General features: G+C 34.6%; 13 protein-coding genes and 1 other annotated feature. All 13 genes read left to right on the top strand.

Translation table 11 applies throughout. The annotated features are described in order from the left end of the window. The first annotated feature begins 87 nt into the window (after positions 1 to 87). Positions 88 to 537: an RrF2 family transcriptional regulator gene (locus BJL90_RS14695; protein ID WP_070969578.1), complete on the top strand. Its 450-nt coding sequence runs from the start codon at positions 88 to 90 to the stop codon at positions 535 to 537. Positions 538 to 590: 53 nt separating this feature from the next. Beyond that, on the top strand, positions 591 to 1772 hold the full coding sequence (gene nifS, locus BJL90_RS14700) for a cysteine desulfurase NifS (RefSeq protein WP_070969581.1): 1182 nt from the start codon (positions 591 to 593) through the stop codon (positions 1770 to 1772). A gap of 10 nt (positions 1773 to 1782) precedes the next feature. Continuing rightward, complete coding sequence (nifU, locus tag BJL90_RS14705) at positions 1783 to 2217, top strand: Fe-S cluster assembly scaffold protein NifU (RefSeq protein ID WP_070973271.1); 435 nt, start codon at positions 1783 to 1785, stop codon at positions 2215 to 2217. 62 nt (positions 2218 to 2279) lie between these two features. Next, positions 2280 to 3365, top strand: coding sequence for a tRNA 2-thiouridine(34) synthase MnmA (gene mnmA, locus BJL90_RS14710; protein ID WP_070969584.1), 1086 nt, complete (start codon positions 2280 to 2282; stop codon positions 3363 to 3365). 264 nt (positions 3366 to 3629) lie between these two features. Next, positions 3630 to 4169 carry a PRC-barrel domain-containing protein gene (locus tag BJL90_RS14715; RefSeq protein WP_070969587.1) on the top strand — a complete coding sequence of 180 codons (540 nt, stop codon included), beginning with the start codon at positions 3630 to 3632 and terminating at the stop codon, positions 4167 to 4169. A gap of 69 nt (positions 4170 to 4238) precedes the next feature. Further along, positions 4239 to 4409: a hypothetical protein gene (locus tag BJL90_RS22080; RefSeq protein WP_156778818.1), complete on the top strand. Its 171-nt coding sequence runs from the start codon at positions 4239 to 4241 to the stop codon at positions 4407 to 4409. Positions 4410 to 4536: 127 nt separating this feature from the next. Next, complete coding sequence (locus BJL90_RS14720; protein WP_070969590.1) at positions 4537 to 5769, top strand: AI-2E family transporter; 1233 nt, start codon at positions 4537 to 4539, stop codon at positions 5767 to 5769. A gap of 55 nt (positions 5770 to 5824) precedes the next feature. Continuing rightward, positions 5825 to 6053 (top strand) — a binding site (T-box leader). 58 nt (positions 6054 to 6111) lie between these two features. Then, positions 6112 to 8754: an alanine--tRNA ligase gene (gene alaS, locus BJL90_RS14725; protein WP_070969593.1), complete on the top strand. Its 2643-nt coding sequence runs from the start codon at positions 6112 to 6114 to the stop codon at positions 8752 to 8754. A 155-nt stretch (positions 8755 to 8909) separates the two neighbouring features. Then, positions 8910 to 9176: an IreB family regulatory phosphoprotein gene (locus BJL90_RS14730; RefSeq protein ID WP_070969596.1), complete on the top strand. Its 267-nt coding sequence runs from the start codon at positions 8910 to 8912 to the stop codon at positions 9174 to 9176. 2 nt (positions 9177 to 9178) lie between these two features. Continuing rightward, entirely contained in the window at positions 9179 to 11359 is a 2181-nt protein-coding gene (locus tag BJL90_RS14735; protein ID WP_070969600.1) for an alkaline phosphatase family protein, read from the top strand. Next, positions 11349 to 12299, top strand: a complete 951-nt coding sequence (locus BJL90_RS14740) for an aldo/keto reductase (protein ID WP_070969603.1) — start codon at positions 11349 to 11351, stop codon at positions 12297 to 12299. The genes BJL90_RS14735 and BJL90_RS14740 overlap by 11 nt, the downstream gene beginning before the upstream one ends. A gap of 13 nt (positions 12300 to 12312) precedes the next feature. Further along, positions 12313 to 12729, top strand: a complete 417-nt coding sequence (gene ruvX / locus BJL90_RS14745) for a Holliday junction resolvase RuvX (RefSeq protein ID WP_070969606.1) — start codon at positions 12313 to 12315, stop codon at positions 12727 to 12729. Positions 12730 to 12809: 80 nt separating this feature from the next. Beyond that, positions 12810 to 13076 (top strand): DUF1292 domain-containing protein, encoded by a 267-nt coding sequence (locus BJL90_RS14750; protein ID WP_070969609.1) that lies wholly within the window; start codon positions 12810 to 12812, stop codon positions 13074 to 13076. The last annotated feature ends 4 nt before the right edge of the window (positions 13077 to 13080 follow it).

The following is a 13080-nucleotide window of genomic DNA, read 5'->3' on the forward strand; positions in this document are numbered from 1 at the left end:
TTTTGGAATCTTGACAAAAATACTAGGAGATACTATAATTAAATTAAACTCCAATCATTTTACTTGGAATTCGGGGAGGTAGGTAGTTTGAAGCTTTCAACTAAAGGAAGGTATGGATTAAAGGCAATGTTTGACTTAGCTCTTCATTATGGCGATGGTCCCATTGCTTTAAAGCATATTGCAGAGAGGCAGGAAATATCTGATCACTACTTGGAGCAGCTGGTAGCTATCTTAAGAAAAGCTGGTCTAGTGAAAAGTGTAAGAGGCGCACAGGGAGGATATATGTTAGCCAGTGAGCCTAGAAACATCACAGTAGGAGATATTATCAGAACACTGGAGGGTCCTTTAGCGCCTTCTGATTGTGTGATGGAGGAGGAACCTAAAAATTGTGAAAAAGCCAACTATTGTGCTACAAAGATGGTATGGGAAAAAATTCGAGATAGTGTAAACGAAGTCATAGATTCTATTTCACTAGAAGATATGCTGGAGGACCATAATAAAATTAAAAATAAAGACAATTATATGTTTTATATATAAAAAATTAAGTTTATAAAATAAGTAAATCATTATATGTTTAAGGAGAGGATCACATGAAGGTGTACTTAGATTACGCTGCTACAACACCAGTAAAAAAAGAAGTTTTAGAAGAAATGTTGCCTTATTTTCATCAACATTTTGGCAATCCATCAAGTATCCATTCGTTTGGTAGAGAGAGCAAAAAAGCTATAGATTCAGCGAGAGATAAGGTTGCTAAATCCCTAGGTGCAAAATCTGAAGAAATATATTTTACAGGTAGTGGATCTGAAGCAGATAACTGGGCGATTAAAGGTGTGGCTTATGCTTTAAAGGCCAAAGGGAACCATATTATAACTTCTAAAATTGAACATCATGCAGTGTTACATACCTGCCAATATTTAGAAAAAGAAGGATTTGAAGTTACGTATTTGGATGTAGATCAATATGGTCTTATTGATTTAGAAGACTTGAAAAATGCTATTAAAGATAATACAATACTTATAACGATTATGTATGCTAATAATGAAATTGGAACGATACAACCTATCAAAGAAATAGCAAGCATAGCAAAAGAAAAATCAATCATTTTTCATACAGACGCAGTACAAGCTTATGGTAATATTGAAATCGATGTACAAGAGTTAGGTGCTGATTTAATATCTATTTCTGCTCATAAAATTTATGGCCCTAAGGGAATTGGTGCTTTATATATTAGAAAAGGTGCAAAACTCAATCAGTTAATACATGGAGGGGGACAAGAAAAGAAAAGAAGAGCTGGTACTGAAAACTTGCCAGGAATCGTTGGATTTGGTAAAGCCGCAGAAATAGCTCATGAAAACATAAAAGAACATAATCAACGGCTGATGCAGTTAAGGGATCAATTAATTCATAAATTAACCGGTAAAATACCTTATACGCGGTTGAATGGACATCCGAAAAAAAGACTTCCTGGTAATGTAAACCTATCCTTCGAATTTATTGAGGGAGAAGCATTATTACTAAGTCTTGATATGCTTGGAATTGCTGGTTCTAGTGGTTCTGCCTGTACATCAGGTTCTTTAGATCCTTCTCATGTCTTAATGGCTATAGGACTTTCTCATGAGATTGCTCATGGCTCCCTTAGACTATCATTAGGAGATATTACCACGCAAGAAGAGATTGATTATGTTGTTGAAAAATTACCACCAGTTGTAGCAAGACTAAGAGAAATGTCACCGTTGTATGAAAAAGTAAAGGGGGAAGCAAAAAGTGTATAGTGATAAAGTAATGGAACATTTTATGAATCCTAGAAATGTAGGGGAAATAGAAAATGCAGATGCAGTAGGTCAGGTGGGTAACCCTAAATGTGGAGATATTATGAAAATGTATTTAAAAATAGAAGAAGGTGTTATTGTAGATGTAAAGTTTAAAACCTTTGGCTGTGGTTCTGCAATAGCAACTTCCAGCATGGCTACAGAAATGATAAAAGGAAAAACGATTGAAGAAGCGCTTCACTTAACAAATAATGCTGTAGCAGAGGCACTGGATGGATTACCACCTGTAAAAATGCATTGTTCTGTTTTAGCAGAACAGGCAGTAAAATCTGCAATTTATGATTATGCCAACAAGCATGATTTATATTTTAAAGAATTAGAAGGTTTTGACCCTAATGAAGAGCATGATCATCATCATGATGAGGATGAAGAAGGAGAACATTGCTAAAATAAAAAACCCGAGAAAATTCTCGGGTTTATTCTTGTCAAAATGTAGGTGAGGTGAGAAGATTGAAAAAAAATAATCGCGTCTTGTTAGGAATGAGTGGTGGCGTGGATAGTTCGGTAGCTGCCTATCTATTAAAAAAACAGGGCTATGAAGTAATAGGTGTTACAATGCAGATATGGCAGGATGATGAAGAAGTCAATAAATCAGATGTTGGCTGCTGTTCTTTGTCAGCGGTAGAGGATGCTAGGCGAGTGGCTACTAAACTAAGCATACCTTTCTATGTAATGAATTTTAAAGAGGTTTTTAAAGAAAAAGTTATTGACTATTTTATAGACGAGTATACAAAGGGAAGAACACCAAACCCTTGTATTGCCTGCAATAAACATATTAAGTTTGAAGAATTTTTAAGAAGAGCACTTCAATTAGATTGTTACTATGTAGCTACTGGCCACTATGCTAAGATAGAATACGATGAAAGTATAGACAGATATCTGCTTAAAGAATCTATTACCGATGAAAAAGATCAAACCTATGCATTATATAATATGACGCAGCATCAATTAAAACATACATTAATGCCATTGGGTTACTATAATAAAGATGAAATAAGAAAAATAGCAGAAGAACTAGATTTACCGGTGGCGACAAAACCAGATAGTCAAGAGATATGCTTTGTGCCAGATAATGACTATGGTAATTTTGTAGAGGAAAATAGTTCTAAGAAAATTCTTGCAGGAGATTTTGTAGACCAACGAGGAAATGTTTTAGGTAAGCATAAAGGGATCATCTACTATACAATAGGTCAAAGGAAAGGTTTAGGAATTGCATTAGGAAAGCCTGCTTATGTTACTGAAATCATACCAGAGACAAACCAAGTTGTACTAGGGGATCAGGAAGCTGTTTTTGGTAAAGAACTTATTGCGAATGAAGTGAACTTTATTCCTTTTGACAACTTAGATACTCCTCGGAGAGTAAAAGCAAAGGTTCGGTATAATAGTAAGGCAGCCTTTGCTACGCTATATCCTTATGGAGAAGAGATGCGATTGGTTTTTGATGAGCCACAAAGAGCGATTACTCCTGGCCAAGCGGTTGTACTTTATGACGAGGATATTGTTGTAGGTGGGGGCACGATTATAAAAAAACTATAGCTATACGTGTATGATCTTTAATACACTAAGGGCGCAATCGTAGACTCCGGTTATTTAAATTTAAAGACATACATTCATATGAAGATAATATAAGGCAAAAAAGCATAAAATCTTATAGGACTGTGAAAGAAGCCTATAGGATTTTATGTTTTTTTTGTTTGAAAACTATGACTGAGTATACAAGTATTGGGCGAATTTTTTAAAACAATTAAAGTAAAAATAATAAAAAAACTATAATAACCTTTGTGAAAATGAGGGATTATCATGATTAAAGGAAGTGAATTTATTGGATTACCTATAAAGAGAGAAAATGAAAAGATGATGGATTATAGGGTGAAGGATTTAATTTATACAAATAATGGGTCAACGTTACTGGCTTTTATCATAAAATCCCCCAAAATCTCTAATAGGAGTACAAAAGTTGTGCCTTTTAAGAAAATTAAAGAGATCCAGAGAGAAGGTCTTGTGATTTCTTCAGAAAATGATATTATGTTTTCCCATCAGGTACCAGAAATACAGGAAGCTTTGATAAACCCTATAAAAGTAATAGGATTTCACATTTATAATTACCATGGAGAGTTATTTGGGATTATAAAAGATACTATTATAGAGAAAAAAAGGGGAAATGTAATTGCTTTGGTGATTAGTAAAGGTATAATTGATGACTTTGTAGAGGGATACTCAATACTGCCACTAGTTTCATATATTGAGTTTCAACAGGATCGTATATTTCTTGGGGATCATGAACTAAATACCCTCTTTCTGGAAGGTGGAGGATTGAAAAAATTGCTTGGTATAGAATAATAATAATGACAAAAAATAATAAAGCAATATTAGTGGGAAACCTCTTCCTAAATAAAAAGGAGGGATTGTATGAGAAGAGATACAATGATTAGCTTAGTAACTGGAGGAATTATAGGAGCGACAGTGGGTATGTATGCCATATCTCATATGAGTCCAAGGGAGCAAAAACGAATGATGAAACGTAGTAAGAAAATGATTAGCACAGCGGCTCACATGATGAGTGCAATGAATATGTTTTAATGTAAAAGCAGCTATTTAGCTGCTTTTATCATACAGTTTATCTTAAAAGATTGAAAATGGTGTTTTAAGAGGCAAGAAAGTGCGAATATAATATAAATACATATAAGAAAGCTATGGGGGATTTCATATGGAAAATAGTGCGATTGAGATTATTTCTAGAAATGTTAAGATGATGACAGAAGGGGCTGGTTTCACTGACTTTTTTCTGTTTCTGACACAGTTAACAATTTTAATCTTATTAGGCTTTATTACTTACTATCTTATTCATATTGGGAATCAACATGTGGCAGCAAAAAATAAGGTAAATGTAGGAAAAAAGCAGATTTATCAATTTGTATTGGTCTTCATTGTTTTATTAGTAGTAATTTTTATGTTTAGAATAAGAGGATTACTGTTTGAAATTCTTGCTCCTTTCATTTTTGCCCTTGTATTTGCTTATATATTAAATCCCATAGTACATTATCTACAGACAAAAGGAATAGAACGACTTTGGGGTGTTCTATTGGTGTATTTAACAATCTTTTTCGCTTTGTTTTTACTTTCTGTCACGCTAATACCAAGAATTTCAGAAGAAGTAAGAAGTTTTATAGAATTTATGCCAAAGTATAGTAATAACACTTATGATTATTTATACGAATTATATGTAAAATATAATCGTAATGTAGAAAGTTTGCCAGAGGAACTAGAAGGTGTAAAAAATTTATTAAGGCTGAATATTGATAGAATTCAGGGCCTTGTATTCGATATATTTACTTCTGTTACCAACACACTGCTAAATATGTTTTCTAAAGTGATTGGTTTAGTTTTAATACCAATTTTAACTTTCTACTTTTTAAAAGATGCTGATGGCTTTAAAAAAAGTATTGTTTTATTTATTCCTAAGTGTTGCAGGCATGAAGTTCTCAATATAGCTAGGGATATTGATGAGGTTCTGGGAGGTTTTATAAGAGGACAGCTGACGGTAGCTGCTTTTGTTGGTATATTAACGACAGTTGCTTTATTAATTCTAAGAGTAGAGTTTGCAGTATTAGTAGGATTGATAGCAGGAACAGCCAATGTCATTCCTTATTTTGGGCCTGTTATAGGGATTGTGCCGGGGGTTCTTTTTGCTTTAATGGATGGACCGGTAAAAGCGCTTTGGGTAATTGTTACTTTTACTATCATCCAACAAATTGAAAGTGCTATCATTGCTCCTAAAATTGTAGGAAAAAGTGTAGGAATTCATCCTATTTTTGTAATTTTAGCACTCATTGTGGGAGGGAGATTTTTAGGCATATTAGGATTATTAATCGCTGTTCCCACTGCAGCCATTATGAAGGTTTTGGGGAGACATTTAATGAATTATATTGTTAAATTTTAGGGATATATTGACAAAAAACGGGTTATTCTATATAATGCAAGTAAATTAAAAATTATCAACTGCAATGATGAGAAGGAGTAACAATACTTGATGCTTATAGAGAGGAGGTTCTTGGCTGGAAAACCTCTAGATACAGTATGTGAAGCAGTCTCGGAGCAATAATCTTGAAATAACTACGGTTAAATTAGAGATTATCGGTAAATCCGTTATCTTAAGGCTTTTCCTATGAGTGACCGTTTATACGGTAATTAGGGTGGTACCGCGAGAATACTCTCGTCCCTACTATGATATCAAAAGTAAGGATGGGGGTTTTTTATTGTACAGATTTAAGGAGGAATTTATGTGGAAAAAAAGGGTTTAAACGAAATTAGACAGTTGTTTTTAGACTTTTTTAAATCAAAGGATCATTTAGTAAGACCTAGTTATCCATTAGTACCCCAAAATGATAAAAGTTTATTATTGATTAATGCAGGGATGGCACCTTTAAAACCATATTTTGCGGGAACAGAAGTGCCTCCTAACAAAAGAATGGCAACCTGCCAAAAATGTATTCGCACAGGAGATATAGAAAATGTAGGTTATACAGCAAGGCATGCTACATTTTTTGAAATGCTAGGAAACTTTTCTTTTGGGGATTATTTTAAAGAGGAGTCTATTTTATGGGGATGGGAATTTGTTACTGAGTATCTAAAAATGCCAGTAGATAAACTGTGGGCTTCTATCTACTTGGATGACGAGGAAGCTTATAAGATATGGCATAAAAAAGTAGGAATTTCAGAAGATAAAATTGTTAGACTAGGAAAAGAAGATAATTTTTGGGAGATCGGCGTAGGCCCCTGTGGTCCATGCTCAGAAATCTATTTTGATCGTGGAGAAAAATATGGTTGTGGTAAGGCAGACTGCAAACCAGGTTGTGATTGCGATCGCTATGTTGAGTTTTGGAACCATGTATTTACGCAGTTTGATAGGGATGAAGCAGGTAACTATAATCTCTTACCTAATCCTAATATTGATACAGGCATGGGCTTAGAGAGAGTAGCTTGTATTATGCAGAATGTGGATTCTATTTTTGAAGTAGATACCATGAAATATATACTAGACCAAGTTTGTCAGATCACAGCATCAAAGTACAATGAAGATGAAAGAACAAACATATCCATTCGTATTATTACAGACCATATCCGCTCGGTTACCTTCATGGTTAGTGATGGTATTTTGCCAAGCAATGAAGGGAGAGGTTATGTATTAAGAAGATTATTAAGAAGAGCAGCTCGTCATGGAAAAATATTAGGTGTAGAAAAAAGTTTCTTGTATCAATTGGTGGATGCTGTAATAAAAATGTATGGTGAAATGTATACAGAGCTTCGAGAAAAAGAAGATTATATTAAAAGAGTGATTCAAGTAGAGGAAGAACGTTTTCAGGAAACAATTCATCAAGGATTAGATATTTTAAATCAATACATCAAAGAACTGCAAACAGCAAAAGAAAGTATATTAACAGGAGAGTTAGCCTTTAAGCTTTATGATACCTATGGATTTCCACTAGACTTAACCAAAGAAATCTTAGAAGAAAAAGGGTTAGGGGTAGATATTCAAGGTTTTGAAGAAGAGATGACAAAGCAGAGAGAAAGAGCTAGACAAGCTAGAGGTGCTGGAGACACAGAAGGTTGGAAGGAAGATGCATTTTCTAGTCTTAATATGGAGATCACCACAAACTTTAAAGGCTACGAAGAAATGAAAAACAAAGGAAAAGTGCTGGCCATCGTCAAAGAAAATACTGTTGTAGAGAAGGCTGAAAAGGGAGAAGAAGTCATTGTTATCCTAGATGAAACTACTTTTTATGGTGAAGGTGGAGGACAAGTAGGTGATGTAGGTTCTATTTACAATGAGGTGTTTCAAGGAACTGTCACTGATACAAAAAAAGGAATTAATCAAAGAATTCATCAGGTTGTCATCGTAAAGGAAGGTACGCTGAGGGTAGGTGATACTGTTGTTACAGAAGTAGAGGAAAAAACACGAAAAAACACTGCTAGAAATCATACTGCAACCCACTTATTACATAAGGCATTAAAGGAAGTGGTGGGGGAGCATGTTCAGCAGGCGGGTTCTCTTGTAACACCGGAAAGATTGAGATTCGACTTTACGCATTTTGAAGGATTAACCACGGAGGAAATAAAATCTATAGAAGAAAAAATCAATCAGCAGATTATGGTTGGACTAGAGGTAGGGGTTTTAGAAACTACACCTAATGAAGCAAAAAAAATGGGTGCAGAGGCTTTGTTTGGAGAAAAGTATGGTGAAATTGTAAGAGTTGTAAAAGTAGGGGACTATAGTATTGAATTATGTGGAGGTACCCACATCAAAAATAGTAGTGAAATCGGTATGTTTTTAATTCTCAGTGAAGGTGGAATTGCCTCCGGTGTAAGAAGGATAGAAGCAGTTACTGGTAGAGAGGCCTATACATTTGTAAAAAGTCAGCAAAACACCTTACAGAAATCTGCAGAGTTGCTAAAAACCTCACCAAATAATGTAGCTAGTCGTCTAGAGGGTTTGGTTGCAGAAGTGAAAGAAAAAGATCGTGAAATCAGCAGACTAAAGGCGCAGTTAGCTATGGGAGCTGTAGATGAGTTGTTGGAAAAGATACAAATAATCCAAGATATAAAAGTGATTATTACTAAAGTAGATGTAGAAGGTGTAGAAGATTTAAGAAAGCTGGGGGATACATTAAAGGAAAAAATGCAATCAGGGGTTGTTTTACTAGCTTCTGAAACGGAAGACAAAGTAATCTTTATAGCTACTGCCACAAAGGACCTTTTAGGGAAAGGCGTGCATGCAGGAAACCTTGTGAAGGAAGCGGCAAAAGTCACCGGTGGTGGCGGTGGTGGAAGACCTGACATGGCTCAAGCAGGTGGCAAAAACCCAGAAAAAATAAAAGAGGCATTAGAAGCAGCGGAAGAACTATTAAAAAAACAATTAAATGGATAAAATATATAGAGCATGGAAAACCATGCTCTATATATTTAGCATAAATCATTAGTATAGAATATAATGATCTTTTTGTAACATTTTCTAAATCTCATTGGAGGACAGGGTAGAGTATGATAAAATAGAATTAAATTAAGAAAGAGAGGGGAATATAAATGGGAGAAAAGTTAAATTTAACAATGAAGTTTAATTTAGATAAAGAGAAGGAAAAGCAAGTACAGAACATCATTATAGAAGTGTATGAAGCTTTAGAAGAAAAAGGGTATAACCCTATTAACCAATTTATAGGTTATATTTTATCAGGAGATCCAACATATATTACTAATCATAGCAATGCTCGTAGCATTATTAGAAAAATTGAACGAGATGAACTGCTAGAGGAACTGCTGAAAACATACTTAGAAAAAAATAGGAGCGAATAAGGTTGAAAATCAATAAAATGCAGGTTTTTATGTTATTGATACCACTTATAACGGTACATATCTATTACGCTACAGTTTATGGACTAAATGCTGAGGAAACACCAAAAGTAGTTGCGCTTATCCTAAATCGTGTGGATTTTCAAGATTTGTACAGCATGCCTCAGATGAGAAAATTGATCCAGGAAGGAAGCATAGGATTGATGAATACAAGGGCTTCTGGTAGTCAAAATGAATTTAAATCTTATGCAACCCTGGGCTGGGGAACGAGAGCAGAAGCTGGTGAAAACACCTCAACATTTTATTCTCTGGGGGATGAAAATACTGCTGTATATGAGAGAAGAATAGGGAAGATTGCCAAAGATGAGGGGATTATCAACACAAATATCAATGTATTGATACAGCAGAATATAAGGGGAGAGTATGGCGCTGTTCCTGGTATTTTAGGTGATTTGTTAAGACAGCATGGCTATAAAACGGCATTGTTAGGTAATAGTGATGTAGAAAATAATGTATCTAGGCCGGCGGGTTTTATTCCTATGGACAGTAACGGTTATATTGATTATGGAAATGTTGATGGGTCTATGGTGGAGGAGGACATGCATCGTCCCTTTGGCATGAAGACCAATTATGATCAGCTATTAGAAGATTTTAAGGAACTATATGCTAAAGGAGATTTTATTGTTATAGAAACCGGAGATATCAATAGATTAGAACGGTATAAAAATTATTTAAATGCCATCATGTATCAAGAACATAAAAAAAATATTTTAGCGGAGATAGACGCTTTTATTGAGAAAATTTTAATTCATGCAGATGGAAATCCTACTGTATTTATGCTGGTAACGCCTTTTCCATCTGATGCTGCGATACAGCGTGGTGAAAGACTAACACCAATTATTATCCATGATGGCATAAATAAAGGACTTCTATGGTCTGGAACCACCCGTCGGGAAGGTATTGTTGGGAATGTAGATTTTGCTCCTACGGTTTTGTCTTATTTCCATATCTCATCTTCTAATATGGTAGGCAGAGAAATGTCAACCGTAAAAGCTACAGATACGATAAATTATATTTTGAAGCTAAATAGTAGGGTAGTGAATACTTCTCAACAAAGATATAGAATTCTCTATAGCTTTGCTATTTATGAAATTATCGCTTCTGCTATTGCATTACTGGCGATTATTTTTAGAAAAAAAATATCTTACAAATGGCATCTCCCTATAGCTCTAGGGCTCTTAAGTAATATTATAGCACCTTTTACCCTGCTGGTTCTGCCACTATTTGGTGTATTAAGTATTGTTAGTAATTATTTTTTGTTTGTTGTAAGCACCATCTTTTTTGTTTGTATAGTGTATCTTTTAGGAAAAAAGCAACCTTTAGATATTATCCTTTGTGCTTCCTCACTGATAGTTGCAGGATTGATGATAGATATCATCACAGGACAAAGTTTAATTAAAAACTCTGTCTTAGGCTATGATCCTATTATTGGAGCACGATATTATGGAGTTGGAAATGAATACATGGGCATATTTATTGGTGCTATTTTAATTTTCACGACTACTTTGATAGAAAGATATTCTATCAACAAATATTTTATTTTGCTGTTTTATTTAATAACAACGATGATTATAGCATTTCCAACATTTGGAGCTAACGTCGGTGGGACAATCACTGCTGTTTTTGCCTTTTTATTCACTTCTGTTAGGCTATTAAATAAAAAAATAAGTTTTAAAAAGTTGCTTTATATCTTGGTTGCTGTTATTATAGTAGTTGCTGCTATGGCAATGGTTGATTTGTTCTTTATTGAAAATCAAAGTCATCTAGCTTCAGCGGTCGAACAAATTTTTTCTAGCGGACCAGTTGTAATTTATCAAATTGTTGTTAGAAAAATTTCTATGAATATAAGGGTCATGGGGGTAACTGTGTGGAGTAAAGTTTTATTAAGCGCTATCGTGATTTTAGGTATATTGTTTTACAGGCCTGTGGGTATCATCAAAAAAATTACTATTACTTATTCTTATATGGCTATTGGATGGAGTGGTATCATCGTTGCAGGTATAATAGCTTTTGCTGTAAACGACTCTGGTGTAGTTTCAGCAGCTACTGCTATTATATTTTTAACTACTACGATGTTATATTCGGCGATGGATTTGTTGAAACAGGAGGAAAAAATTGGAAAATAACTTACTTGGAAATACTTCTTTATTGGTATCAAAGCTTTGCTTTGGTAGTTTAACCATGGGCCCTTTGCAAGCCAATAAATCTCCCGAAGAAGGAGGAAGGCTGCTTTTGCATGGATTTGAAAAAGGGATTAATTTTATTGATACGGCAGAACTCTATGAAACCTATCCCCATATTCAAAATGCATTAAACCAATGGGATCGAGAAAAAATCATTATTGCAACAAAATCCTATGCATATTCTAGAGAAACAGCTGAAGCAAGTCTACATAAAGCCTTAAAAGAAATGAATATAGATTATATTGACATATTTTTACTACACGAACAAGAAAGTCAATACACCCTCAAAGGTCACTGGGAGGCATTTACCTACTTTATGAAAATGAAGGAAAAAGGATATATCAAGGCGCTTGGTATTTCAACCCATACGATTGCGGCTGTTGCAGCTTCTTTGGAGATCAAAGAAATAGAAGTGCTTCATCCCATTGTGAATATGGCTGGGCTAGGCATTCAAGATGGCAGCATAGAAGAAATGGTACATCTCCTAGAAAAGGCTAAGAAAATGGGGAAAGGGATCTACGGCATGAAACCATTAGGTGGAGGAAATCTTTTGAAAAACTATAAAGACTGCCTTGATTTTGTATTGGACTTATCCTGTTTAGACGCTATTGCAGTGGGGATGCAGACAATAGAAGAAATTGATGACAATGTGGCAGTTTTTGAAGGCAAGGACATTGATGAAGCATTGCTCACCAAGATAAAAAATAAAAAAAGAAGATTAATGATAGATTTTTGGTGCGAAGCATGTGGAAAGTGTGCTGAAACCTGCAGTCATCGTGCTTTAATGATGACAGATGAAGGATTAGTTGTAGATCATGAAAAATGTGTTTTGTGTGGATATTGTTCAAAAAGCTGTCCTCATTTTTGTATAAAAGTAATCTAGGAGGAGTTTATATATGGTTAGAATTATGGCATTAGATGTAGGCGATAAAAGAATAGGTGTAGCACTAAGTGATCTCATGGGGTGGACAGCTCAGGGCTTAGAAACCATTGAACGAACCAATATCAAGAAAGACTTGCAGAGAATTGAAGAAATCATTAGTCAACATCAGGTAAAGAAGGTTGTCATAGGTCTGCCTAAAAACATGAATGGTACATTAGGACCCCAGAGTGAAAAAGTTATAGACTTTACAGAACGGTTGAAAAAGCGGATTCATATAGAATGTGTTTTTTGGGATGAAAGGCTTACAACGGTGGCTGCTGAAAGATCCTTGATTCAAGCAGACATGAGTAGGAAGAAGAGAAAAACAGTGATCGATAAGGTGGCGGCTACATATATTTTGCAAAGCTATCTTGATAGTATAAGCAAGTAATGAAAAAAAGATGTTTTTTTTTCCAAGGTTTAGTATATAATACATTTATGTGCTATTAATAATAAAGGAGGTTTTTTAAAATGTCAGAAAATGAAAATATTGTAACATTAGTAGATGAAGAGGGACAAGAACAGGATTTTGAAATTATTATGACACTTGATGTAGAAGGAAAGGAATATGCAATTCTACTGCCTATTGATGCTGGTGAAGAAGAAGATGCATATATCTTTAAAATAATTCATGAAGCTGATGATGAGTATACTTTAGTAGCCATCGAGGATGATGAAGAATATGAAAATGTTGTTGCAGCTTATGAAGCAATTTTAGATGAAGAAGGCATTGAGTAAAAAT

The organism is Clostridium formicaceticum (genome assembly GCF_001854185.1).
GTDB classification, from domain to species: domain Bacteria; phylum Bacillota; class Clostridia; order Peptostreptococcales; family Natronincolaceae; genus Andreesenella; species Andreesenella formicacetica.